Origin of the sequence: Paenibacillus algorifonticola, from assembly GCF_050481745.1 — a bacterium.
Taxonomy (GTDB): Bacteria; Bacillota; Bacilli; order Paenibacillales; family Paenibacillaceae; genus Pristimantibacillus; species Pristimantibacillus algorifonticola_A.
The window spans coordinates 355,240-379,273 of sequence record NZ_JBCNGR010000006.1 but is presented as its reverse complement, the minus strand read 5'-3'; the positions used below and the strand labels follow the sequence as shown (position 1 = coordinate 379,273).

26 protein-coding genes are annotated in these 24,034 nt (G+C 45.4%); 11 read left to right on the top strand and 15 right to left on the bottom strand.

Features of this window, described 5'->3' with window-relative positions; translation table 11 throughout:
• Positions 1–252: 252 nt before the first annotated feature.
• Entirely contained in the window at positions 253–1,326 is a 1,074-nt protein-coding gene (locus ABEW34_RS05155) for a hypothetical protein (protein WP_430155500.1), read from the top strand.
• Between the two features lie 9 nt (positions 1,327–1,335).
• Here ABEW34_RS05155 and ABEW34_RS05150 read toward each other — a convergent pair whose 3' ends face one another.
• Complete coding sequence (locus ABEW34_RS05150; protein WP_430155497.1) at positions 1,336–1,575, bottom strand: helix-turn-helix domain-containing protein; 240 nt, start codon at positions 1,573–1,575, stop codon at positions 1,336–1,338.
• Between the two features lie 191 nt (positions 1,576–1,766).
• On the opposite strand from ABEW34_RS05150, the gene ABEW34_RS05145 reads away from it, so the two are divergent.
• Complete coding sequence (locus tag ABEW34_RS05145; protein WP_430155495.1) at positions 1,767–2,420, top strand: Imm50 family immunity protein; 654 nt, start codon at positions 1,767–1,769, stop codon at positions 2,418–2,420.
• Positions 2,421–2,478: 58 nt separating this feature from the next.
• Here ABEW34_RS05145 and ABEW34_RS05140 read toward each other — a convergent pair whose 3' ends face one another.
• The 6 genes from ABEW34_RS05140 to ABEW34_RS05115 all read right to left on the bottom strand — a co-directional run bounded on the left by ABEW34_RS05140 (position 2,479) and on the right by ABEW34_RS05115 (position 8,627).
• Positions 2,479–3,507 (bottom strand): NAD(P)/FAD-dependent oxidoreductase, encoded by a 1,029-nt coding sequence (locus ABEW34_RS05140; RefSeq protein WP_430155492.1) that lies wholly within the window; start codon positions 3,505–3,507, stop codon positions 2,479–2,481.
• The gene (locus ABEW34_RS05135) at positions 3,508–4,509 is read right to left on the bottom strand and encodes an ABC transporter substrate-binding protein (RefSeq protein WP_430155490.1); all 1,002 of its coding nucleotides are present in this window, start codon (positions 4,507–4,509) and stop codon (positions 3,508–3,510) included.
• A 97-nt stretch (positions 4,510–4,606) separates the two neighbouring features.
• Complete coding sequence (locus ABEW34_RS05130) at positions 4,607–6,247, bottom strand: AraC family transcriptional regulator (protein WP_430155487.1); 1,641 nt, start codon at positions 6,245–6,247, stop codon at positions 4,607–4,609.
• A gap of 592 nt (positions 6,248–6,839) precedes the next feature.
• On the bottom strand, positions 6,840–7,412 hold the full coding sequence (locus tag ABEW34_RS05125) for a hypothetical protein (RefSeq protein ID WP_430155484.1): 573 nt from the start codon (positions 7,410–7,412) through the stop codon (positions 6,840–6,842).
• Entirely contained in the window at positions 7,393–7,890 is a 498-nt protein-coding gene (locus ABEW34_RS05120; protein ID WP_056031562.1) for an RNA polymerase sigma factor, read from the bottom strand. The genes ABEW34_RS05125 and ABEW34_RS05120 overlap by 20 nt, the downstream gene beginning before the upstream one ends.
• A gap of 296 nt (positions 7,891–8,186) precedes the next feature.
• Positions 8,187–8,627 (bottom strand): hypothetical protein, encoded by a 441-nt coding sequence (locus ABEW34_RS05115; protein WP_430155482.1) that lies wholly within the window; start codon positions 8,625–8,627, stop codon positions 8,187–8,189.
• A gap of 282 nt (positions 8,628–8,909) precedes the next feature.
• Here ABEW34_RS05115 and ABEW34_RS05110 point away from each other — a divergent pair, with 282 nt between their 5' ends.
• The 4 genes from ABEW34_RS05110 (at position 8,910) to ABEW34_RS05095 (ending at position 11,645) form a co-directional block, all read left to right on the top strand.
• Positions 8,910–9,365 carry an AraC family transcriptional regulator gene (locus ABEW34_RS05110; RefSeq protein ID WP_430155479.1) on the top strand — a complete coding sequence of 152 codons (456 nt, stop codon included), beginning with the start codon at positions 8,910–8,912 and terminating at the stop codon, positions 9,363–9,365.
• 155 nt (positions 9,366–9,520) lie between these two features.
• Entirely contained in the window at positions 9,521–9,799 is a 279-nt protein-coding gene (locus ABEW34_RS05105; protein WP_430155477.1) for a hypothetical protein, read from the top strand.
• Positions 9,800–10,010: 211 nt separating this feature from the next.
• Positions 10,011–10,385 carry a BlaI/MecI/CopY family transcriptional regulator gene (locus ABEW34_RS05100; RefSeq protein ID WP_430155475.1) on the top strand — a complete coding sequence of 125 codons (375 nt, stop codon included), beginning with the start codon at positions 10,011–10,013 and terminating at the stop codon, positions 10,383–10,385.
• Between the two features lie 9 nt (positions 10,386–10,394).
• A complete protein-coding gene (locus ABEW34_RS05095; protein WP_430155473.1) occupies positions 10,395–11,645 on the top strand; it encodes a M56 family metallopeptidase in 1,251 nt (416 codons plus the stop codon).
• Positions 11,646–11,862: 217 nt separating this feature from the next.
• Here the strand turns inward: ABEW34_RS05095 and ABEW34_RS05090 are convergent, their stop codons facing one another.
• From ABEW34_RS05090 to ABEW34_RS05055, 8 genes are all read right to left on the bottom strand, one after another.
• The gene (locus ABEW34_RS05090) at positions 11,863–12,582 is read right to left on the bottom strand and encodes an SDR family NAD(P)-dependent oxidoreductase (protein WP_430155470.1); all 720 of its coding nucleotides are present in this window, start codon (positions 12,580–12,582) and stop codon (positions 11,863–11,865) included.
• 423 nt (positions 12,583–13,005) lie between these two features.
• Entirely contained in the window at positions 13,006–14,166 is a 1,161-nt protein-coding gene (gene trpB, locus ABEW34_RS05085; protein WP_430155467.1) for a tryptophan synthase subunit beta, read from the bottom strand.
• 214 nt (positions 14,167–14,380) lie between these two features.
• Positions 14,381–14,614 (bottom strand): GNAT family N-acetyltransferase, encoded by a 234-nt coding sequence (locus tag ABEW34_RS05080; protein WP_430155464.1) that lies wholly within the window; start codon positions 14,612–14,614, stop codon positions 14,381–14,383.
• Positions 14,615–14,631: 17 nt separating this feature from the next.
• On the bottom strand, positions 14,632–15,402 hold the full coding sequence (locus ABEW34_RS05075) for a class I SAM-dependent methyltransferase (RefSeq protein ID WP_430155461.1): 771 nt from the start codon (positions 15,400–15,402) through the stop codon (positions 14,632–14,634).
• Positions 15,403–15,519: 117 nt separating this feature from the next.
• Positions 15,520–15,849 carry a response regulator transcription factor gene (locus ABEW34_RS05070; RefSeq protein ID WP_430155459.1) on the bottom strand — a complete coding sequence of 110 codons (330 nt, stop codon included), beginning with the start codon at positions 15,847–15,849 and terminating at the stop codon, positions 15,520–15,522.
• Between the two features lie 21 nt (positions 15,850–15,870).
• Positions 15,871–16,602, bottom strand: coding sequence for a beta-galactosidase (locus ABEW34_RS05065; protein WP_430155456.1), 732 nt, complete (start codon positions 16,600–16,602; stop codon positions 15,871–15,873).
• A 92-nt stretch (positions 16,603–16,694) separates the two neighbouring features.
• Positions 16,695–16,886, bottom strand: a complete 192-nt coding sequence (locus tag ABEW34_RS05060) for an FGGY-family carbohydrate kinase (RefSeq protein ID WP_430155453.1) — start codon at positions 16,884–16,886, stop codon at positions 16,695–16,697.
• Positions 16,796–17,080, bottom strand: coding sequence for an FGGY family carbohydrate kinase (locus ABEW34_RS05055; protein ID WP_430156173.1), 285 nt, complete (start codon positions 17,078–17,080; stop codon positions 16,796–16,798). The genes ABEW34_RS05060 and ABEW34_RS05055 overlap by 91 nt, the downstream gene beginning before the upstream one ends.
• A gap of 673 nt (positions 17,081–17,753) precedes the next feature.
• Here ABEW34_RS05055 and ABEW34_RS05050 point away from each other — a divergent pair.
• The 5 genes from ABEW34_RS05050 (at position 17,754) to ABEW34_RS05030 (ending at position 23,978) form a co-directional block, all read left to right on the top strand.
• A complete protein-coding gene (locus tag ABEW34_RS05050; RefSeq protein ID WP_430155451.1) occupies positions 17,754–18,425 on the top strand; it encodes a hypothetical protein in 672 nt (223 codons plus the stop codon).
• Between the two features lie 541 nt (positions 18,426–18,966).
• Entirely contained in the window at positions 18,967–19,902 is a 936-nt protein-coding gene (locus ABEW34_RS05045) for a LytTR family transcriptional regulator DNA-binding domain-containing protein (RefSeq protein WP_430155449.1), read from the top strand.
• A 137-nt stretch (positions 19,903–20,039) separates the two neighbouring features.
• A complete protein-coding gene (locus ABEW34_RS05040; protein ID WP_430155446.1) occupies positions 20,040–20,885 on the top strand; it encodes an ATP-binding cassette domain-containing protein in 846 nt (281 codons plus the stop codon).
• Positions 20,882–21,598 carry an ABC transporter permease gene (locus ABEW34_RS05035; RefSeq protein ID WP_430155444.1) on the top strand — a complete coding sequence of 239 codons (717 nt, stop codon included), beginning with the start codon at positions 20,882–20,884 and terminating at the stop codon, positions 21,596–21,598. The genes ABEW34_RS05040 and ABEW34_RS05035 overlap by 4 nt, the downstream gene beginning before the upstream one ends.
• A 97-nt stretch (positions 21,599–21,695) precedes the next feature.
• Entirely contained in the window at positions 21,696–23,978 is a 2,283-nt protein-coding gene (locus tag ABEW34_RS05030) for a DEAD/DEAH box helicase (RefSeq protein WP_430155442.1), read from the top strand.
• Positions 23,979–24,034: the final 56 nt, after the last annotated feature.

The window sequence follows — 24,034 nt, the reverse complement described above, 5'->3', positions numbered from 1 at the left end:
CCGCATCGCCTCAGCAACAATCGTCTTAGCAACAATGGTCTTTGCGACAATCTCACGCTGCGGCTCCTTAAGCCTTGAATCGTCAGATGAGGCTTGCTTTGAGATCTGCTTTGAGACTTGCTATGAAATTTGCTTCGAATAAGCGCTAAGCAAGACGAAGTAGACCGACTCCGATTTGCTAATACGCCCTAGTATTTGGAAGATACATAGGAATAGATTAAAATAGAGCTATTAATGAAAAGGGGTGGAAATATGCCATTGCATCATATTACTTTGCCGGCACTTAGCGCCTCCCCAGGTCCTATCGCTGTTATGCATCCTTTGCCTAATGAGCAAAATAGGTCGGTGCTTGCCTTAAATCATGCATGTGAATTGTGGAAGCTGAATCTTGATACAGGACTTGCCGAAAAACTGCTTCAAGTGGATATCCCTGAGTTCAATATTCAACATCCCGTGCAAGTCGTAATCAGTAAAGATGGTCAATATGCAGCGATTTCGAACCGTTTTGGCCGTCACGCCGCGGTTTATGATTTGCTCGCCCGTCAACAAATGATGAAGCTGTCTCGAGACGACTATCATTCAGAAGTATGTACCTTTCCGTTAGCCTTTGCCGAGATCGACGGGCAATCTCTGCTCATCCATGGAACACTGTGGAACCGTGTGGACTTAACCGATGTGTTGTCAGGCGAGCTTCTAAGCAGCCGTCCGCAGGCCGAATATGAAGACGACGGCTATCTTAATTATTTTCACGCCAAACTTTATATATCGCCGGATCAGCAGTGGGTTGTCGATATGGGCTGGGTATGGCAGCCTGTTGGTATTATTCGTTCCTGGAATGTTCGAGCTTGGCTTAACAACGCTCGAGAGTCGGAAGACGGGGTTTCCGTATCCTCACCTTGGGAAATGCTTGTGGACTGGGATTTGCCCGCCGCTTGGCTAGATTCACAGACCATTGCGATCTGGGGACAAGTGGATGGCGATTTTTTCGATGAGGAGGACTTGCCGGATGAAGGCGCATTGCCTGTCGTTATTGTGTTCAATGTGGTGACGGGTGAACGCTCCATCTTATTAAGAGAGGCACCCGCCTATGTGACCACTTCACCAATAGAGAATGTTTTTCCCCATCCACAGGGACAATTAGCAGTAGATGGTGATCGCTTGTTCTTATGGGGGAGGGGGCTGAATATGACCATATGGAACAGGAATGACGGGGCACAGGAAGCTGTAGAGGAGGGCTTCTGTCCCGATTTGTACCATGAAGAGGCGCGGCTATTTTTACAGTTGGATTCGGAGGGCGGAATTTCGGCTTGGCGGCATATGCCTTAGATGAGCCTTCTATTCGACTCTAGGAGGGGCTTCGGCTTCTAGCGCGATTAATTCATATAGGTCATTTACCGAGCAGCCAATCGTATCAGCGATTGAAATAGCGGTTTTCAAGGGCATCATTCTCTTATTTTCTATAAAATCACTCATCCGCTCATGTTTATAATGCAGCGCTTCTGTTAATTGACCGATGGTCATGTCGGCTTCCGCTAATCGCTCAAGCAGCAAGCAGCGCCCAAGTTCAAATTTCATTTTATCTCCTCCTGCTATGTTTGGCCTATTCATAGGAAAGCGGATCAGCCGCCTTATTCCGCCCTTAGAATAATTCCCCAATGTTGGGCCATTTATAATTTTCGAACAGCAGCTAATATTTTATTCCGTAAAGGTGAGGTTGTTATGAAAAAAAATCCGCTGGACTACATGGATGCACCTGAGGAAAAAGCATGAATAGAGCAGCAGAGTGGAGCATCCGTGTGCTGTCCGTAGAGCCAGAACGGCTGCATTTTCCCCACGCGCGTCAGGATACATTAGGATATCGGTTAAAGCTCAAACATTCGCCAAAAATAGAGCTGCTTTGCTATGATCACATTCAAGTGGCCACGGGTACAGCTGGCACTTCATCTTGGGCCGCTTTCACAGCAATTGTGATGGAGATTAACCCGGAATCGATGCTGCTCTTCACAGCCCCCATGTATCAGGAGCAGTTAAAGGAAGCGCATAAGATCAAGCGGATTTTCTCCCCACTCCATTCGATTCAAGGTGCGGAGCAGTTCATTGCCTATTATGGTTATTTCCCTCCCTTTCACTACGATGAAATAATAGATGTAGGGTGGGAGGCAGAAAATGAAGGTTCGAGCGAGGAGAAAAGCTTGACCATTGCTATTAAGCCCTCCTTAGTTGAAGAGGCAGCGAAAAATATCATCTTCCGTTTTCAAGGTGTGCATGAAGAGAATCTTTCTTCGGTCGAGGATCCCAATACTATTTTTCAATTGGAATTTACTTATCAAGAGGAAGCAATACGCGTTGTCATCGACTCACAAGAAGGCTTTGGCGGACAGTTTCTGTGCCGCAGCGTCCATGTTGGCTGGGAATGTTAAACAAGGCTGGCGACGGTTAATGACCGGCGTCAGCCTGCTGCTGCACGCTTCCTCCAAACTACTGCTGCAGAAGCGCTTTATTTTTATCAAAAAAACGGGCATTATGCGAAGAAACTCCAGCCATATCAGAAGCTCCCGGCTCAAGATAAAGCTTTGCGCTATTGACGGCTAACACGGCATCGTTAAAGGCGCCTGCGATTAATCGTACTTTGCTGCTGTAGGTAATAAAATCGCCAGCTCCAAAAATGCCAGAAACGCTCGTCCGCATTCGCGCATCCACTGATACCCCGTAGTCCTCCCTCTCTAATCCCCAGTTCGACAAATTTCCAAAATCGCGATCATATCCATGGCTCACGACAATTTCATCGACTTCCATTTGCTCGATTGCACCCGTATCTGCATGGATGAGCGCGACATGCTCAATTCGATCACCCGCTCCATATAAACGTGAAAGGCTATAAGGCGTTTTCACCTGGCATGCTGCTCTCATCTGCGCTACAGGCAGTTCATGTGCTGTGAACTCATCTCTTCGATGAACGACGATGACCTGCTTGGCCAATTTTGAAATTTCATTTGCCCAGTCAATCGCAGAATCACCTCCACCTGAAATCAGAACACGCTTATCGGCAAATCTCGACAAATCGGTCACCGTATAATGAAGATTCGTCAGTTCGTAGCGATTCGCGCCTTCTATATTCAGCTTTTGAACCTGCGTCATCCCTCTGCCTGCACATAATAATACCGTGCGTGTATAATGGCGCTCTCCTGTTTTAGATGTCAGGACAAAAGTCTGGTCCTCCCGGCGCTCCAGCAAAGCGATTTCCTGGCCAAATACAAGGGTGGGATCAAAGGTTTTCGCTTGCTTCTCTAAAGATTCAATCAGTCTTTCACAGTGTACCGGCTCGACTCCGCCAACATCCCAAACCAGCTTCTCGGGATAGGTGCGCATAAATCCGCCCAGCTGCTCTTTGGCCTCGATGATTTTTGTACGCATCGCCCTCATGCCGCTGTAAAAAGCTGCGTACATGCCCGCAGGGCCGCCGCCAATGATCGTAATATCATAGATATCCTGTTCCCTTGTATTCATCTAAGGCACCAGCTTTTCTACGATATAATCAATGAGCAGGCTTGAGCCAATGGGTCCCGTGCCCTGCACAAAATCATTCGTGTTGATGGGAAACACATGATTATTTTTAACAGCATCCAGGTTGTTCCACAGACTGCTTGCTTCCAAGTTTTTCATCGAGTCCGTCGTGTCATAGTCTTTCAAAATTCTTTGCTCAAGAAAGACGAAATCTGGGTGAATATCAGGCAAAATTTCTAATGAAAAAGGCGTGAACCAGTCCTTTGAATCTTTTAAAATTTCGGGTATATTCAATCCGAGGGTTTGATAGAAAAACTCGCTGCTGTCGCCAGCTTGTGAGCCCAAATACCGATAGCGGTTATGCTCTACACGAAGGACGAGCACGGTTTTGTCACCGAGCGCCTGTTTGATTTTTAGTTTGGCCTTTTGAGCTTTTTCATCAAATTCCTTTAATATTTTTTCGGTTTCTGCTTTTTTATTGAACAGCTGTGCCAATTTAGGCATCGCATCTCCCATTTCACTATTTGAATCCACGGCAATGGTTGGAGCTACCTTAGACAATGCATCGTATTCCTTCTGCTCCATGCCTGATCCCCGTGCAAGGATCAAATCCGGTGCTAAGCTGAGCAGCTGTTCATAATTATACTGATACTGCACGCCTTCGATCATTTTGACACCGTGCTCTTCAAAATAGGATGCCCGATACGCTGGCTCAATCTCAGGAACAACGACAACCATTTGCGGCGTAATTCCCATCTCGATCAAATATTCGGCATAGATGGAGCTCGTTACGATCATATTTTTCGAATCAGTCGGAATAGTCACCTCGCCAAACATATCCTGGACTACTTTAGTTTCATTTGCAGACTCAATAGTAGACTCATTAGCTGTTTTATTTTCTACTAAAGAAGCTTCGCTCTTATCCGATGAATTGGAACAGGCGGCTAGCATTAAACTGAGTGCTAGCAGCCCAACTCCAAATACCTTTATCAATCGTTTCGACATCATAACTCTCCCCCTTATATTGATAATAATTATCACTATCAAAGATTATCAAATAAGAGGCTATCCTTCCATAGCAGAAGGTGCGCATAGTGGTGGATTATTGTGCTCTAACATTCCGTTCATCCAATAAGTGGCCCACGATTTGCTTTAACACTAGCGTTTGTCCAGTGTATCCGAATCCATCCACCCAGAGATTCGTATCCACATAACAAACCCGGTTATTTTTTACCGCCTTCATCGTTGACCAGCGGCTGCTCTCTATTAATTTCGACATATTTTCATCTGCGCTATAATGCTCCATCACACGTTTCTCCACAAAAAGAAAATCGGGGTTGGCACTATGCAACTCATCAAGAGTGCACGGGTTAAACCATGCTTTCCCTGATTTTAGCAGCTCTGGAATGGACAAGCCTAATTTTTCATAGAGTAATTGGGATGCTCCGGTTGAGCTTCCTCCCAAATAGCGATAGCCAAAAGCTTCTACTCGCAAAACCATGACAGTCGCCCCGGATTGGATGATGGATTGCAGCTGATTCCGTGCCGCGACAACCTCATTGTTCATTTGATTATGGCATATTGCTGCTTCTGTTTGTTTATTAAAAATAGCTGCGAACTGATCTATCAGAATACCTATATCCACTGTAAGGCCTGTAATAACAGGTGCGATTGTGCGCAGCTGCTGCTTCATATCCTCTGTTAAATAACGGCCCACCATTAATTCTGGCTGCGCCTGTTGAATGATTTCCAAATCAAATCCATTCTGCGGAACTTCCAACAGCTTCACCTGATGGGCGGCAAATAGCTGTCGTTGATGCTGCGGCAAAAGCAAAGGAGTTACTACCACAGCATGGGGGATGACCCCTAATGCAACTAGAACCTCCGCATAAAGCGGTGAAAGGGATACGATTTTTCGCTGCTTTACCGTCTGCGCGTAATATCTTGGCGGTACCCCTGCAAGCTGCTTGAAGCGGCGGCTAAAATAATGGGCATCCTCGAAGCCTACTTTTTTGGCAATTTCGTGGGCCTTCGCTGAAGTCAATAACAGCTCTTCCTGTGCCCGATACACCCGATAATTCGCCAAATACTCGAGCGGAGGCTTGCCATATCGTTCGCTGAATTTTCGAGAGTAATGCCACTGGCTTATTCCGGCCATTTCCGCTAATTGCTTGCGCGTAATTATCTCATCATAATGCTCCTGCATGTAAACGATAGAACGCTGCATCCCCTGTTCGGTCGTCTGACTGTCACTCGGCTGCTTCTGATAGAGATGCTTCAATAATCCGTATATAAAATGCTGGTTGCCGACCCATGCTTCATTCCCATCACGAGAAGCATCCTCGCTTAAATGATAGCAGATGCTCGCTAATGCCCCACCCGTTAATTGCGTAATTTGATAGGTGTTCCCTGCTGGCACATGCCATTCAAATTTCAAGATCTCTCGTTTTTTATGGTACAGGGAATAGGTATGGAATTGAATCTTCCAGCCGGATAGATCCCGATTGCCACCGTCTACAATCTCGATTAGTGAATTTTCTTCTATCGCAATCAAATGGCCAAATGCAACATGGACCTTCTCCCCATTCATATTCCAGATCGCTTGTCCATCTGTCACGAGAATGAAAGTGTGCAGGGGAATATAGTGAACTTCGCCAGCTGTCACCCATTTATCGGTTAATGGCTGGGTTGACTCCCACTTTGCGAGCCATTGGTTAGGATTGGATTGTTCTGTTTCATTCAAATACGCTTACCTCCTGATATAGCTTGAAAATTATACGTCGAGGATAAAGAAGCTATTTCTGCTGTAATCGTAAGCAAAAACAGTCTGGGCATAAGGCTCCAGACTGTTGATATTCAACTTTTTTACGATTATAGCTTCATGAGTTCCCCATGTCACAAGCCATCGTTTTAATTCAATTATAACTAGTAGCTTCTAATAATCCGTTCTGCAGGAACTCCTGTTATTTCTTCTATAAGTTTGGGATCTAGATTTAATGATTTCATTTTTCTGATTAAGTCATCTCTTCCTGTCCAAATCCCAAATAATCTTCCATTTTTGAAACCATCATCCCTTGCCTCTTCGATCTCTGATTAAACTGTTATGAATTCTTCTACAAGCTCCCCACACGATCGAATTTGAACCAGCTGAGAATCCAACCGATAATGAGAAAAGTAAGGATCGCCATATTCTATTCAGGCACCTCCAACTAACGATGATGTATGGTTCCGTTTATTCTATTATACGCTAAATAAACGGCAAAGCACGCAGTTAGATAACTCTCTGCGTGCTTTGCCGTTTTTCATTCTCCATGCTAATCATTGATATATTTATTTTATTTCTGCTGGGCCATATTATTGTAGATGCGCGTTGCATTCACTTTTCCTGTGCTCACATCGTCTGTTGTAAAACCGGATACGATATTGCCGACTTTAAATTCCTTTTGCAGCAGCTCTTCAGACGGCTTGGCAGCCGTTGGCCCATCGATACCCATTGCGGTTTCTGCGGTTATGTTTACCCACAAGTCGCCAACCTTGAAGCTCGTTCCATCTTCGCTTACTTCCGTAATCTCGCCCTCGATATTGACGACCGCTTTGCCACTCGTAGGAGGCTTCGTTGCAACAGCAGCAGACTCAGGTGTTGTATTTGGCACATTTGTTGTACTTGGCGCATCCTGATTCATCGCAAAGATACCGACCGATAATACTGCACATGCTGCAATGCCGACTGTCCAACCTGTTAACGTTCTTTTTTTGGCTTTTTCCATTTTAATCGACTCCTTTTGATTTATCCCATTTGATGGTGTTGCCTTTTCCATTTCTGACATCAACTTCTGATAGGTTGCCTCTTGAAAATTCTCGCTTGTTTTCACACGGGACATCGCGGATTTATAAACAGATTTCTTCATCCTCAAGGCCTCCAATCTTCTCTTTTAAGATAAGGCGTCCTCTTGCGAGCCATGTTCCTACTGTTGCCGACTTGGTCTGCAAAATATCTGCAATTTCCTTAATGGAGTAACCCTCATAATAGTGCAGATGAATCGGAATCCGATACTTCTTGTCCAAGGCTAGTACAGCCTGCAAGACCCCATTTTCTTCCGGTGGGAGATAGCTGAGATCTTCAGGAACAGGATTTCTGCTTTTGAACCATCCTGTTTTCAGCATATTTTTACTTTTATTAATGGTTGTTCGAATCAACCATGCTTTTTCGTGTTCATTGTTTTCAAATACAGGGCGCTTTTGCAAATAGGTGAGAAATACCTCTTGGGTCACTTCTTCCGCATCAGCTATATTTTTCAAATAAGCAAAGGCAATTTTGATCATGCTTTGTGAATATAGATCCAAGGCCCGCCGTACAGATTCATTGAGCTCATATGAATTGTACACCTCAGCACCCCCTTTCACTTTTAATACAACTGAGAGTCCTAATATTTTTCATTGCGGCTTATTTTTTTTAGCATTTAATGATTTCCATTAAAATATCCGTTCCATTAAAAGAGATAGAATAAGGACATTCGTATGACATCGCTGCCCTCCTACCTTGATCTTGCTATTAAATCGTGTAGAGTACTGTATCTAAAGGACAAAATAAAAAAAGCACCCGATTGGATGCCTTTTCGTTCTAATCCTCACCTAGACCATTTTCGGCTATTTCCAGAGCGTTTTCCAACTTGATTCTTCTCCTAGCGCCACCGCTCCCCGCGCTTCTTCACATAGTTCGCAAACACATATCGCCAAGGAATAATGAAAGGAAAAATCACGACCAATAAACAGGCTGAGGCCGTCTCCCATGTTGACTCATCCATTTGACCGGCTGTCCATAAAGGCAGTGCAACAACGATTAACCAAATGGACTTCCACCCCAATTCCCACAGAAGTAAAGGCAGCATCTGCAGCGGATAGCGCAGCCCTAGTATGGATAAAATCGAAAAGGAGGTCAGCATGCAGGCAACTACTCCATCCATTAGCTCCCACGACTTCTCCTGATGAATAATCTGCTCAATGACTACTGGCCATTGCACGATACCGAGTCCTACAACAACGAGAAGGTACAGCGCCCTCAACAAATAAAGACGCAGCAATGACACCTCGTTTATTTTTGCCCCATTTTTGATCGAATTCATTCTAATCCCCCCACGATTCAATATATAAATTGAATATAAAATGACACATAACAACCGTTCTATTTAAATAGTACACTAGGACAATGGTACTCGTCAATGAATTTAAAAAAACAGCCAGGAACGTATTCAGACTGCGCTAAGAAGTGAATTCCCTCTTCATACGGGATTTCAGCTGCCAGCTCACCTGAATCGATACATTTCCCAAAAAAATAATGAATATTATTTTATAGCATGATAGCATTCCAAATGTAGTCAATTCTAATGAAGAAAGGAAATAAAATAATGAATATCACAATTGAAACTTTGCCGAAATACCGTATTGCCTATGTGCGACAAGTAGGTCCATATGGTCCTGCCAATAGTCAAGCAATGGAGAAGCTGAAACAATGGGCTAAGGGGGAAGATCTACTTACCGAATCGACGATCCTGCTCGGAGTACCACAAGATAACCCTGAAACAACACTACCGGAAAACTGCAGATATGATGCATGTATTGTCATTGCAAAGGATTATCCAGAAAATGACTCCATTTGCGAAGGCCAGCTTGATGGTGGAACGTATGTTATTTGCAAAATCAAACATACAGCGGAAGCTATACAAAGAGCATGGAATGAGATTTTTCCATACTTGCAAAACAACGGATATCAATTGGACGATAAACCGATTTTAGAAAGATACATTGGTGAAATGCTTATCAATGATTACTGCGAAATATGCGTTCCGATTAAACCATTATAGATTTCTCTCCCAAAACTGATAATTTAATTTCCTGCTTCATCATGCTTATAGCTCATATGTCTATTCGTTAGCAGCAATCCATGCATATTTTACTGGATATTTCACAAAACTATAGTGTGGACAACATGATCTAATCGAGAGGGGAAAAAGTACACTTGGCTAAGCACACAGACACAAGTTGGAAAGAGGATCATCCAAGCACTTTGCTCAGCAACTCTGTCCAAAAGGCAAACCATGCGGTTAAGCAAGCGATGTCTCATCCGGAAGAACAAACAGCTCAGCAAGCATGCGATTCAATATCACATGCAGAAAATGCGCTAGATAATGCAGAGCAGCATTACGGGCACATGGACACCGTCCAGCAAAATAAAGAGCAGTTAGAGCTTCTGGAGCACCAATTGGACGAAGTACAAGAAAATATGAAGGATCAGTAATATAAAGAATAAAAATAACCTCCTTACGTTATACATAACGAATGGAGGTTATTTTTATTTCACTCTCTGACCAATAAGCAAGATAGCTTAAGGGCGTCAATCCCATCCTCTAACTTGACAACCTACTACGATTTGTAGTAGGTTTTATTTACTACATCATGTAGTAACAAAGCTCGTTATGGACGCATAACGAAGTAAAGAGGTGTTCACAGTGAACCAGATTCAAAAGTTATCGGAAACTGAATTAGAGCTAATGGAGGTGATTTGGGCGTGCACGCCACCTGTCACATCGACTGAGCTTCTGAGTATGTTCGCCCTAAGGGGTAAGGAATGGAAAGCACAGACCATCTCCACTTTCCTCTCACGTCTAGTCGATAAAGGGGCGCTAACTACTGCAAGACACGGAAGGATCAATAAATACGAACCGCTTATTTCAGCCGAAGATTACAAGCTAATTGGGACGCAGCACGTCTTGGACGGCTTATATCAAGGCTCCGTCAAGAACATGGTTTCGGCTTTGTACGATGGTGACAAGCTATCAGACGAGGATATTGCGGAACTGAAAAAATGGCTGTCGGAAAAGTAGGTGCTGCATATGAATACCATTTTCACATTGATGTTTACTTTGACCGTAGCTGGAAATGCCGTTGTCGCTTGTATTTGGTTGTCACAGCACCTATCCACCGAGATTTGGCCTACAAAGTGGCGGTACATCATTAACAAAATGGCGGTAGGCTTGTATCTTTTCCCCGTCGTTGTAATCATCCAGTGGATTTCGCGAATGGTTCCATTTCATACGCCAAACGATCCCAGCATGAATGAATCTGCTTCAATGGTACCGCATGTTCAGCCCGGGCCATTATCGAGCTTCAAGCCAAAGCCGATTTTCCCGGAATGGACCATTTCAACAAATACAGCCCTTTTTCTAATAGCCATATGGGTAATTGGAGCTGCAGCTTTTGCAGCTTGGCAGGCGTACTCTTACCGTAGATTTTTAAAGCAGCTGTCCAATACGAGTACCACTGTTCCATTAAACAGCGAGGCGGTTAAACAGCTTTACCTGATTAAGCAGGCTCTTGGACTTAAAAGCAGAGTCAGGCTTGCGTATAGCTCCTCCATACAGAGTCCCATTCTTGTTGGCCTTTGGAAACCGGTCATTTATCTTCCTATGGGGAGCAGCGCAAACGTAGATATGAGCATGATCATCCGCCATGAGCTGATTCATCTGAAACGCAAAGATTTATGGGTTAAAATGTTTACGCTAGCAGCCAGCGCCTTGCATTGGTTTAATCCTTTGGTTCATTTTCTTCGTAAGGACCTTCATACATGGAGTGAGCTGTCCTGTGATGAAGAAGTGGTCAAGGGCATGTCCCATGCCGAGCGCATACGTTACGGGCAAACCATTTTAAACGTAATAGCAGGATCAAAAAATATTCCCGTACAGCTTGGCGCCTCTTTATCCGGTGACGGCAAACAATTAAAAAGGAGACTATCTTTGATGCTAAATGTTAAGAACCTGAGCAAGAAAACGATTTTTATATCTGTTACAGCTGTATTTGCGGTAGCTGCGATTAGCACATCCGCTGCGGTATGGGCATCAGGCAATACGCCTAAGGTAGCCGAGCAAAAAACAGCCAGTGCTGAAAAACAAACGGCCAGCTCATCAGTTGAACCGCTGCCTTCTACCGATCCAATTGAGGCGGCTAGTGAAATTTATCCGGTCGTTACCGAGCCCGCTCCGGTTCCTTCCATCGATCCGTCTGAGGCGGCTAGTGAAATTCATCCGCTCGTTACCGAGCCCGCTCTAGTGCCTTTCCCTGCTCCGGCTGAGGCAGCAGGGAAATAGTGTTTATTAAATTATATCGGATGCTCATTGGGAAGGTGCCGTTCCATAAGCAGGCTCCACTACAGAGAACATCCTTATCGAGCAAGACAAAAATCATTTTATAAAAAAAGCGCAGGCTCCTGGGCACAATTAGCCCGAAACCTGCGCTTTTCCACCCCATATGAGGAGACGAATATTTAAACGTTATTTTTTCAACTTGCGGGAGCTGCTACTTGAGTCAGGTGTTCAAATCCGTTAATGCCGGAATGTTGATTTCTTTCACACACGCTGCTTTGGACAGACTGACTACGCATTTCACTAGAGCCACAATATCCTGAAGTGGAATTCGTGTCCCATTGTAGGCGGCAAGGGCCCGCTCGCTTCCTTCTTCATAAGGTATTTCGGCTGCCAGTTCACCCGGGTTGATACAAGTAACGGCAATGCCATCCCTTCTTGTGTGTTCTCTCAGTGCCTCTGTCATTCCACGAATGGCGAATTTGGAGGCGACGAAAGAGACCTGCGTGCTATTTGAATTGTTCAGACCGGCTGTTGAGCCAATAAGAATGATTTTGCCAGCGGCCGACTGCCGGATATGGGGTAAGACTGCCTGAATGCATACAATGGCCGAAGTAATATTTACATGAATCAGCTGGCTTATATCAGCAGGCTCATCTTTATCAAATGTATAATGCTCTTCAAAACCTTCCTTTTCCCAAATTCCCACATTGTAAATGAGAACGTCCACTGTTTCGTTATTCAACATATCGGTGACCCGTGCGGCAGCATTCAGCTCGGACAGATCTGCTTGTATCCATATTCGCTTTATACCATCATTCAGGTCCAGACTTTCAGGCTTGCTTCGAGAAACGACCCATACTTTATCTCCTTGCTCAGGCACTCCTCTTACGAATGCATCTCCGAGCCCCTTGCTGGCGCCAAACACAAGATAGGTTTTCATTCCTATACTCCCTTTCTTTCCTATTTGACGGACTAAGCCGCTATACTTATTTATTTCAGTAGCTAACGCATACATCCTATTTTATTACAATACGATACGATACGAGAAAACAAAACTAGCAAAATGAACCTTATTCCTGCATACGGGAACTCCTCCAGTTGACGACAACCATCTACATTACGCTCCAACAAATTGCAGGGGGAATTGGCATCGCTTTGTTCGTCGGCATCATGTCGTTAAAAAGCTGCCTGAGGAGTGAATGATCTGGAAGTGTGACAATAGGATTAATTTCCCTGAATCTGAATTGGTTCAGCATAGCATTTATAATGCTCTATGAAAAAAATGGAAGGGTGTCCCATAGGACGCCCTTCCATTTTGCACATCTGTTTATGCTGAATGGAAATAAATGATGTATCCGTTGTTTTATTTAAGCATTTGATACACTTGTTCGACGTCCTTATCCCCACGCCCAGACAGATTGACGATAATAATTTGATTCTGATCCATCGTCAGGGCAAGCTTCTTCGCGTAAGCAAGCGCGTGCGAGCTCTCTAGCGCAGGAATGATTCCCTCCGTGCGGGACAGCTCTTGGAAAGCTTCCAGCACTTCCTCATTGGTGACCGTTGCATATTCAGCTCGGCCCGTCACCTTCAGGTGGCTATGCTCCGGTCCAATGCCCGGATAGTCAAGCCCCGCAGCGATCGAATAAGTTTTCTTGGGCTGACCTTCCTCGTCCAGCAGCACTAAGCACTTAAAGCCATGAATGATGCTTGGGACACCCTGAGTCAAGGATGGCGCTTGATCGGGCTCAACGCCAATTAAACGAACAGCCGGCTCGTCGATGTAGTGGGCGAATGCGCCAATCGCATTGCTGCCGCCGCCAGTGCAGGCCACTACCGCATCCGGCAAACGGCCTTCCTTCTCCACAATTTGCCTTCTTGATTCTTCGCTAATAATGGCCTGAAAGTGCTTGACCATCGTCGGAAACGGATGCGGACCAACTGCGGAACCGAGCAAATAAAACGTATTTTTATAATTGCGAACAAGATCATCCAGCGCTTCATCCACAGCATCCTTCAATCGTCCTTGGCCTTTATGAACCGGAATAACAGTCGCGCCGAGAAGCTCCATTCGGAACACGTTAAGCGCCTGCCGACGCGTATCTTCAGCTCCCATGTAGATGATACATTCCATATTAAACATGGCACAGGCCGTTGCCGTAGCAACACCATGCTGTCCAGCACCAGTCTCGGCAATAATCCGCTTGGCCCCCATCCGCTTAGCGAGCAGAATCTGACCGATAGCGTTGTTGATCTTATGCGCTCCGGTATGATTCAGGTCCTCTCGCTTCAAGTAAATTTTTGCGCCTCCCCAAGCTTTGGTCAGCCGCTCCGCATACGTCAGCGGATTCTCGCGTCCCACATATTCGCGCAGGTAATAACGAAGCTCTTCCTTATATTCCGGGTCGTCTTTAAACTTGTAAAATTGCTCACTCAAATAACGCAATACTTCCTGCAATTCCGGCGGGACGAAGCTGCCCCCAAACTCTCCAAAGTACCCCTCTTGCTGCATTTGTTGGTCCATAAAGTAAGCGCCTCCATTATTTAATATAGTAATTAAAATTGAAATAGAAAAGGTAATCCACATCTGATATATTACCATAAATGACGTAAGCCTGAATGACCTTTGCTCTAACTTGAATAAAATATCGGGCTTCATTCGCACGTCAAACAGCAAGCGCCTCTGCTAAAGGTGAAGAGGCAATCCGGCTACACGAGTGATATAATTCAGGCACAAACTATAATTTTTTCTTTAGGAAAAATTGTTTGATATCTTCCGGGTATTCATCATTAATAGCAAACACCTCATAGCCCATGCGCTTATAAAATTCCAGCGATTGATACGAAAATGTGCAAGTATGGGCAAATATACACCCAAATTCTTTTCCAAGCCTCTCTGCTTCGGTCATCATGATTTGTCCATATCCTTTGTTTCTGTATTCATCGGCTATCCAAAAGACATCAATATACAATATACAATATAAGACATCTATCGCTGCTTGATTGCCATCACTCTTAAGCGCTTATAATCCGCGTACCATGAACCGTCATGAAACAATTCGTTGCGGGCTTTAACAGCTATTTTCGAACAAACAGCAGTCCGCTCCTCTTCAGAAAGTGCCTTGAAGAAATTGTCAGCGAAGCCCCTCAGCCAATGATCCAAGCCTTGCTCATTGTCGTTGATCTTTGTTGGTCGATCAAAGTGAACCGCGTAGGTGACGCGAAAGCCCTGCTGTTCTAACAATGTGCTGTATTCAGCGATGCTTGGAAAATACCAAGGATTCAGCTTGCCCGCATCCATGCCGAAGTCCTCATGCAGCACCTCGCCAATAGCCTGAACAATCGTTTCCACATTTCCTTTTCCACCAAACTCTGCAACAAACCTGCCACCAGGATTTAAACTTTTCCATACTCCAGCCAGTACCGAACTCGGGTTCTTCATCCAATGCAGCGCCGCGTTGGAAAAGACGGCATCGAACGTAGAACTTACGGTGATATGTTCGCCATTACCGACAAAAAAATGGATTTGGGGGTATTTGCGCTTGGCCTGCTCGATCATTGCCTCTGATAAATCCATCCCTGTAACATGTGCCCCAGCTTGACTAATTTCATGCGCCAAATCTCCGGTTCCGCAGCCCAAATCAAAGATTCGTTCATCCTTAATCGGATTCAAAAGCCGAACAACGTCCTTGCCCAATTCAGATACAAATCCAAGATTGCGGTCATAATGATCAGATTGCCAAACTTGATTGGAACTCATGAAATCATCTCCCAACTTTTAGGTTAGGGATAGTATGGCATAGAGTCATTTATAAGTTAAATATATTAAATCTATATACATTATAGTTACAGGCTATATACACCTATACATAAAACTCTAGCCCCTTATCGTTTTGCTAGGCACAATACCGAACTTCTTCTTGAAGCATTTGCTGAAATAGTAGGGATCGGTATATCCCACCTTCATGGACACATCAACAACCTTCAATGACATCAACCCGTCGGAGGATACACCATTCAGCAGCTCAATGGCTTTATCCAGACGAATATTGGTCAAATATTCGGTAAAGGATTGGCCCTTCTCTTTTTTGAAAATATGACTCAAATAGCTCGAGCCCAGTGCTTCCCAATCGATTAATTGTATAAGCAGCTGACGGAAATAATACTCATCATCTACAATTAGAACTTGATACAATAGCTTCTTCATAACTGAGACGCCCCCCTTTCCTCAAGCTCCCCCCTGCTGGCCGCAAGAGGAACTCGCAATTCTGCTTGAACAGATGGCGCTATCTGAGAAAAAACGCTTTTCATCTAGTGATTGATGCGGGTTAGGGGCATTAGACACCGTCGGACGAGTCAGGTACACCTGCTCCCAATCGCTGTAGGTCTGATTCCAGAACACCGCTCCCCAAGCATGATTCAATTGTTCCAAGGTGCCGTACTTTTCCTGCAGCCAGCTTCGGAATGCAATATGATCGGCTTGCGAATAAAACACGTTCATTTCACAATTCAGCTCATTATCAATCTGCCAGCCGATAACAGCAGGGTGATCCTTGTAATACTCTGCCATTTGCCGAGCGATACGAGCTGCCAGCTTTCTATAAACAGGAGAGTTATATGTGAAATGCCTTCGTTGGCCATGCTGGTATACCATGCCATTTTGAGCAGCGTTAAGCGTCTCAGGATACTTGGTAGTCAGCCAAGCAGGTGGCGTTGCGGTAGGCGTGCCCAAAATGACCTTAAGCCCGTGCTTGTGCGCAGCCGCAATAGCCCTGTCGAACAGGTCAAAGTGAAACTCTCCTTCCGACGGCTCAAAGATCGACCACGCGAATTCGGCAACGCGAATAATCGTAAAGCCGCATTCCCGCATACGTCTATAGTCGTCCTCCCCTAACTCCTCCGCCCAATGCTCCGGATAGTAACATACTCCCAATTGAAACTGCTTAGTAAGCTTAGTCATTAAATTCTGTTCCTCTCCTGAAAACGTGAAATATGGTTAAACTCTGGTTCAAGCCGCTCGTACAGCCGCGTGTAGATAGCGAACAGTTCACTCTAAATAGCGTGGCGAGCAAGGCATGGTTCATGGCGACCCGTAATATGAATCCAATTTCTAGCCTCATCCATGGATGAGATGTGTCCTAGTGCTTGCATAGCTACGATAGCTGCCCCCAATGCAGTAGCCTCGTGACTTTCTGGAACAAGCAGCTCCCGTCCCAGCATGTCGGACAGCATTTGTCTCCACATCGGTGATTTGGCGAGCTAATGCCAATGCTAATGCTAATGCCAATGCCAATCAGCTCATTCGCGGCTGCTCCCAATCTGCGCATTACTTCTCTAATCGCTGTGATAGACGCTTGAAACAAGCTTTCAGGATCTTGCTCTACCCATAAAGAACGCGGATAAATGAGCGGGTAATCCACTGAATGAATACCGCGTATGCGTCCTTGGGGATGAAGGCGACAGCCTTCGTACTTGTTGTACCAATATCGAGCCCTATTATAATTTCGTTATCGAGCAAATTAAGCCCACCTTTGCATGTACAGAATACTGCGGCTTTCATCGAACAGCTCATAAGGTTTCTTATTACAAACTTGCCTATTAGCCTAACTGGTATTAACGAACTGGTATTAACGGTCAGACTAGATTATAGCGAAGAGCACCCTTTTGATGAATGGAATTATTTTGGGTGCAATTCGTAAATATTTTTGCAAGGCTCCAACGTCCAAAGGCGGGGGTCCCGACCAGCGAGGCAGGAATACCCCGCAAGATTACCCAGCCAGCACCCATGTGCAGCGATCTCCCTTTGTTGCACATGAATGGATGGGGCTGTGCTGGGTTGTGCATGGCTGGACTGTGCTGCTGGGCTGGGTTGGGCTGGGTTGGGCTGGGCTGGGCTGTGGACGGATGAGGTTTGTTTGCAGGCAGTTGGCAATGGTTTGCTTGTCCTTTCTCCTGTTGCAATCTACAAAATGTTGTGGCACACTGTGAATATCGCGTATCAATCAAGCGGCAAAGCATGCCCCGCTTCCTTTCTCAACCGGAGAGGAGACGGGGCTTTTATGCGTTTTCCATCAAATACGAGAAGGCGAGGGACAGGAAATGGGCTTCCGAATGGAGCATGATAAATGGATAAATGATCATCTGAAACGAAGAAGAGGCGAGCGCCTCGATGCCCTCAAACGCGGCCATGGCTACGGAAATCGATTATTCGTCGAGCGGGTTTGGTGGCCTCTTGTGGGACATTTCCACAGATTGCATCCGGAATATGAAGTAAAGGACTGGCGGGGAAGATCCTACTTTGTAGATTTCATGTGGATTGTCGGAGCCGTGCGCATTGGAATTGAAATCATGGACTTTGGGTCCCACGGTACGGACCGTACCAAGTATCGAATGGATTTGAACCGCGGGCTTTTTCTTCAGGCGCAGGACTGTGCGATCCACTATATCTCTCTGGATGAGCTAAAGGAAAATTCCTCGTTCATCCTCTCCGCATTGCGGAACATTCTGTCCTCCTATCTAGCAGCTGATGGCGGGACTAAAAGGACGGCTGGAAGAACTTTTTCGAAAATCGAACGGGACTTGATGCGTGCGGCCATTCGCCACAATCGGACTATCCGTCCGACCGAGGTTGCCAGGGAGCTGGAGCTGCATAAGATGACTGTCATTAAGTACTGTCGCCTATTGGTGGACAAGGGAAAGTTTCGAGCCGTAGCGAGGGGAGTGTCTGGGCGCGTCATTTACTACGAATATGTTGGGTCCATCCAAAGTCCGGATTTGGTTTAACCCTTTAAGGCGCACGATTGTGTATGAAAAATCATATATATTTTGCCTTTAGATGACCTAGTCGATGAATCTGTATGAAAAATCAGATAGAATTCATCATTTAGCACCTAAATCGACATTTCTATACGAAAAATCATACAGGTTAACCGACATGCAGATGAAGGACGCGAGTTGCATGGCATTAAGGGTTTGTTTGCAAGCTGTTGAGCGGAAAGCCCGGTAGGACGGCAACAGCCCGCCCCGCCCCCCGGCAACCTTTCACAGCCCTCAAACCCGTGTCCGACATGGCTTTTCAGTTCTTACTCTTCTCCCTTCGCAACCGGACTCTCGGTTTATACTGCTGCCGCGGTTATCTCAAGCGAAGCTTAATCCTTCCCTTCTATACCTGATCGCTTCTCTTTGGATTTGAAAATCATTTTTATATACTTATATGGCTTAGAGTATACATGCCTTTATATGTTTCAATAGAAACTGACAAAAAGGTATCCCAACCTTATAATGGTTTAATATATTCTATAGTGGCAATGATCAGGAGGACGGCATGCAATTTCAACCAGTGTATGAGGATGGGGATTTATTTCTACCGAAGATTGAATTAAATATGACATCGAACCAATCGATTGGCATTATAACGGACTTGAAGCGAAAGCAGCTTTTATTGAATCAATTAGTGAATCATTCCCAATATTATTTATTTCGGACTGGGCAAAACGAGTATATGCGTTTAACGGTGGAAGAGCTAATCACTTTTCTAATCCAAATAACGGAGAGGAATGACCGTGTCGCTTCGTTAATGGATTATTTTGCTTTAAAAGAAGAACGGAAGGTAAAAATCAAGGATCTAAGCTCATCGAAAAGGATGTATGTGACCTTGCTGCGTGTCTTTTTTGCGCATCAGTCTACACTTGTGCTGGAGGAACCCTATTTTTACTTGGAAGAACAAGACCGTCATCATTTCAAACGAATTTTAGATGACCTTTCGAAAGAAAAGCAGATTTTAATTTTAACTTCGAATTTAGAGGATGCTATTATTTCCTGTGATGAAATTTATCGATTGAACGAGCTCGGATTTCATCCATTGGATATTCGGGACTCAGAAGAAGATAAGCAGGAAGTGTACGAACAGGATCGAGACAATATAACCCTGCAGAAAATTTATACGAAAAGAAAGGGCAAAGTGATTTTATTTAATCCGCCGGAAATCGATTTTATAGAAAGTATAGATGGTTCAATCCTTGTTCATGTCGGTGGAGAAAATTACGACTGTGCCTTGACGCTAACAGAGCTCGAGCAGAGATTGTTAAATTTCGGATTTTTCAGGTGTCATCGCTCCTACATCGTTAATCTGCAAAAAGTAAGAGAGATTATTACATGGACGAAAAATAGCTACAGCTTACGGTTAAATACAGGTAAAGATGCCGTGGTTCCATTATCTCGTTCAAAATTGCAGGAATTAAAAGCACTTCTTAACCTCTAATTCCGGGGGAATGTCGAACCAATCAAGCACTGGGTGGTACCATTCAGGCGATAACAGCTACATTTCGGCGGGTTTTGATGGCTATAGGGATGCAATCTTTATACACTTAAGCCATCAACTCTAAGGAAGTGGTGTGAGTGGCTGTTATCCAAGTCGAACATATTCGAAAGAGATTTGGAAATAAGGATGCATTGGCAGATGTGTCCTTTTCCATTCCGAAAGGAGAAATTTTTGGGTTCCTAGGTCCGAGTGGTTCAGGAAAAACAACATTGATAAAGATTTTAACTGCGCAATTAAATCCGACAAGTGGACAGGCAAGTGTGTTTAACGAGCCAGCGAAGATGATGAATCAGTCTGCACAGAAAATGCGCTTTGGCATTTTGACGGATAACAGCGGTCTATATGAGCGATTATCGATAGAGGAAAATCTGGAGCTGTATCGTAAGTTGTATAATCTTCCCCGGTCTTCAATCGATAAGGTGCTGCAGTTTGTAAACTTAAGCGGAGAGCGCAAAAAGAAAGTCAATCTCTTGTCGAAAGGGATGCGTCAGCGTGTCCTGTTGGCATGCGCGATTATCCATGAGCCAGAGTTATTATTTTTAGATGAACCTACTTCGGCTTTAGATCCAGTAAACACCGCACATATTTATAAAGGCTTACGCTACTTAAATGAGAAAGGGACAACGATTTTTTTAACTACGCATGATATGGCTGAGGCTGAATTGATATGTAACCGTGTAGCGATTTTGTATCAAGGACAAATCCAAACCATCGGCTCACCAAAGGAGCTTAAAAAACAGCATCGAGAAAACATAGTTAGTGTTGACTTAATAAATGGAGAAGCATACGAGCTCCCGATAGGCGAGAGAACGGCCGATCAAATAGCCGATTGGATGAAACAAGGGTTAATTGATCGATTAGAAACGAAAGAGCCCAGTCTAGGTGATATCTTTATTAAAATGACAGGAAGTGAGCTGCTATGAGTATCTCATTGAAACGTGCGCAAGCGATATTTGTGAAGGATTACAAAGAGTTTTCACGCAATTATGCCCTCTCCATTATGTTGATTTTCCCAATTATCCTCGCCCTTCTTCTTCGAGCTGCTGGCGCCACCTCGTCTTTGCCTGGTTCTTTCGCTACAGTTCTTAATCTTTCGTTTGTGTTACTAACATGTTTCGCACAAGCATGCTTGATAGCGGAAGAAAAGGAGCGGAACACTTTACGATCATTAATGATGACTCCGGCCACGACCATGGATGTTTTAATCGGTAAAAGTACTTTAGTCTTTGTCATGTCTGCTGTTGCTCTGGCTATTGCTACGTATCTATTTGGCTATGAGCCAGCTCGTATATGGGCGTTTGTGGCAGCAATCATTCTTTCGATTATTCTATACACAGCAGTCGGGACGATATGTGGTCTATTCTCCAAGACGTTGCTTGATGCGTCATTATCTATAATTCCTGTGACGATCGTATTCTCTGGGGCACCATGGGGAGCGTTTCTAGTGGATAATTATCCGATCTTCAAAGTGCTGGATTACATGCCAAGCAGTCAGATTGTGCATTTGCTGGGCATACCCCATACGGGCTTTACGACGGGAGAGTTATTAAAACCCCTCCTTATTATTTTGGCATGGGCAGTTGGATTAACGATTGTATCTGTTATTTTGTATCAACGACGGTTAAAGGATGAGTAGGGAAAAATGACAAAAGAATGCCACACGGTCTTATAGATTCGTCGATGCCGTTAGCCACTACAATCGTGTATTTCTACCGAGGAGGGATCAAATTCCTATGAATTTAGCCGCCAGGCTTAGACAAAAATTCGAAGACCAGGGTACCCGGCATAAGCTGAAAAGCTATCGGGACAAAGTGGACCTCATCAGGAAACGGAATTTTGGAGCTTGGGACGATCAGCGGCTGCAAGCGGAATCTCTCCGGCTGAAAAAGGCTGCAAAATCGGGGACGCCTTGGGACGGGCTGCTTGTCGATGCCTATGCGCTAGTCTGCGAGGCAGCGAAGAGAACGCTCGGATTGCAGCCCTACGATGTCCAGATCATGGCTGCTATTGCTCTGCACGAGGGATTTTTGATCGAGCAGCATACCGGCGAAGGAAAAACGCTCTCTGCTGTTATGCCTGCTTATCTGCATGCGCTAACCGGTGAAGGTGTTCATGTGCTGACTTTCAACAATTATTTGGCAAAGCGGGATGCGGAATGGATGGGCCCGATCTATCGTTTCCTCGGGTTAACGGTAAGCGCGGTTCAAGCGGGCATGAGCTTGTCCGAGAAACGGGAAGCGTACGCCGCCGATATAACCTATGTTACGGCCAAAGAGGCGGGATTCGATTATTTGCGCGACACGATTGCTTTAGACGAAGCCGATACCGTGCATCGTCCCTTTCACTACGTCATCGTCGACGAAGCGGATTCCCTGCTTCTTGACGAGGCGCGGGTGCCGCTAGTCATCGCTGGCGAGCCGGGCTCTTCCGGCAAGAACGGCATTCTTTTTGCAGAAGTAGCCAGGCAGCTCACGCAAGATGGGGATTACGATTTCGACGAGTTCCAGCGGAACGTTTACTTGAATGAAGCAGGGTCTGCGAAAGCAGAGTCGCTGCTCGGATGCGGCAATTTGTACGAAGAGCATAATAGTCATTTGTTAATGTCGTTAAATTGCGCACTGCATGCGGAATTGTTATTGAAAAAAGACGTCGATTACATCGTACGGGACGGTAAAATCGAGCTGATCGACGAATATACCGGCCGCGTGGCGGAGAACAGGCATTTGCCGGACGGGCTGCAAGCCGCGCTTTCGGCTAAAGAGGGGCTTGAGTCGAAAGCAGGCGGGAACATTCTCGGTACGATCACCCTTCAACACTTCCTTAGCCTATATCCAAAAATTTGCGGAATGACGGCTACCGCGCAAGCTTCCGCGATGGAATTCGAAGTTATTTATGCGCTGCAAGTCGTGCATATTCCGCCGAACCGGCCAAACATACGGATCGACCATCCGCACCGGATTTATACCCATAAAGAAGCTAAATTTAAGGCGCTTGTGCAAGAAATCTCGTCCGTCCATAGGGCGGGACGTCCGATTCTCATTGGTACGTCAAGCGTTGAGGAGTCTGACATGCTGGCGGAGGCGCTAGCGGCAGCCGGCGTACCTTGCCATGTTCTGAATGCGAAAAACGACGCAAAAGAAGCCGAGCTCATCGCCAAAGCGGGAGTGATCGGTGCCGTGACGGTGTCTACAAATATGGCGGGACGCGGCGTCGACATTCGGCTCGGCGGCGGCAACCCCACGCAAGCAGTGGCTGTCGCCAAGCTGGGCGGTTTGTACGTGATTGGTACGCATATGCACCAAAGCGTGCGGATCGACAGCCAGCTGCGTGGGCGATCCGGACGCCAGGGCGACCCGGGAGCTTCTGTATTTTTCGTAAGCTTGGAAGACGAGTTGCTGCTTAGGTTCGGCATCGATAAAGCGATACGCGGTCTTAGGCAGGATGAGTCTCTCGAAGAGTCGGTGCTCCACAGCAAAATTGATCATATTCAGCGAGTTATTATGGGTCAAAACTTCCATATCCGTCAGGAGCTGAACGGTTATTCGGATATGGTGGAGGATCAGAGGCGCATGCTATACGAGGAGCGGCTCGGAATTTTGAAGGGCGCGACTCCGATGAGCCCTGCGGAACAGCGGGTACGGCTTTATTATATCGACAAGCTCTGGGCTGACCATCTGGCATATGCTTCATACATTCGCGAAGGCATTCATCTGACGAGTCTTGTGAGCCGTAATCCGCTCGATGAATTTCATGCGCTAATCATCCAAGCCTACGAGCAAATTCCGGCTAAAATAAATAGAGAGTCGGCGAATATGCTCGAGAAGCTCGGAGGTTCGAATGATCCGGCGATCTGGGAAAAGTTCGGACTGAAGAGCCCTGCTTCCACTTGGACTTATATCATCACCGATCAATACAAGCAATACTTGCAGAATCCCGGTTCGTGGACTCCGGGGACGGTAATCGCTTATTGGGGGCGCAAGGTTTTGAAGCCTGTGTTCGGGTGGTCAAAATTTTGATGCGACAATATCTATATACCCACTCAATTGCAGCAGTGGGCGTACAGCCGAGTGAT

Excerpts from the sequence above, each read along its gene's own strand:
- ABEW34_RS05155 (WP_430155500.1), top strand. The coding sequence starts at position 253 with ATGCCATTGCATCATATTACTTTGCCGGCACTTAGCGCCTCCCCAGGT.
- ABEW34_RS05150 (WP_430155497.1), bottom strand. The coding sequence starts at position 1,575 with ATGAAATTTGAACTTGGGCGCTGCTTGCTGCTTGAGCGATTAGCGGAA.
- ABEW34_RS05145 (WP_430155495.1), top strand. The coding sequence starts at position 1,767 with ATGAATAGAGCAGCAGAGTGGAGCATCCGTGTGCTGTCCGTAGAGCCA.
- ABEW34_RS05140 (WP_430155492.1), bottom strand. The coding sequence starts at position 3,507 with ATGAATACAAGGGAACAGGATATCTATGATATTACGATCATTGGCGGC.
- ABEW34_RS05135 (WP_430155490.1), bottom strand. The coding sequence starts at position 4,509 with ATGTCGAAACGATTGATAAAGGTATTTGGAGTTGGGCTGCTAGCACTC.
- ABEW34_RS05125 (WP_430155484.1), bottom strand. The coding sequence starts at position 7,412 with ATGAAGAAATCTGTTTATAAATCCGCGATGTCCCGTGTGAAAACAAGC.
- ABEW34_RS05115 (WP_430155482.1), bottom strand. The coding sequence starts at position 8,627 with ATGAATTCGATCAAAAATGGGGCAAAAATAAACGAGGTGTCATTGCTG.
- ABEW34_RS05110 (WP_430155479.1), top strand. The coding sequence starts at position 8,910 with ATGAATATCACAATTGAAACTTTGCCGAAATACCGTATTGCCTATGTG.
- ABEW34_RS05095 (WP_430155473.1), top strand. The coding sequence starts at position 10,395 with ATGAATACCATTTTCACATTGATGTTTACTTTGACCGTAGCTGGAAAT.
- ABEW34_RS05090 (WP_430155470.1), bottom strand. The coding sequence starts at position 12,582 with ATGAAAACCTATCTTGTGTTTGGCGCCAGCAAGGGGCTCGGAGATGCA.
- trpB (WP_430155467.1), bottom strand. The coding sequence starts at position 14,166 with ATGGACCAACAAATGCAGCAAGAGGGGTACTTTGGAGAGTTTGGGGGC.
- ABEW34_RS05075 (WP_430155461.1), bottom strand. The coding sequence starts at position 15,402 with ATGAGTTCCAATCAAGTTTGGCAATCTGATCATTATGACCGCAATCTT.
- ABEW34_RS05070 (WP_430155459.1), bottom strand. The coding sequence starts at position 15,849 with ATGAAGAAGCTATTGTATCAAGTTCTAATTGTAGATGATGAGTATTAT.
- ABEW34_RS05065 (WP_430155456.1), bottom strand. The coding sequence starts at position 16,602 with ATGACTAAGCTTACTAAGCAGTTTCAATTGGGAGTATGTTACTATCCG.
- ABEW34_RS05060 (WP_430155453.1), bottom strand. The coding sequence starts at position 16,886 with ATGTGGAGACAAATGCTGTCCGACATGCTGGGACGGGAGCTGCTTGTT.
- ABEW34_RS05050 (WP_430155451.1), top strand. The coding sequence starts at position 17,754 with ATGGAGCATGATAAATGGATAAATGATCATCTGAAACGAAGAAGAGGC.
- ABEW34_RS05045 (WP_430155449.1), top strand. The coding sequence starts at position 18,967 with ATGCAATTTCAACCAGTGTATGAGGATGGGGATTTATTTCTACCGAAG.
- ABEW34_RS05035 (WP_430155444.1), top strand. The coding sequence starts at position 20,882 with ATGAGTATCTCATTGAAACGTGCGCAAGCGATATTTGTGAAGGATTAC.
- ABEW34_RS05030 (WP_430155442.1), top strand. The coding sequence starts at position 21,696 with ATGAATTTAGCCGCCAGGCTTAGACAAAAATTCGAAGACCAGGGTACC.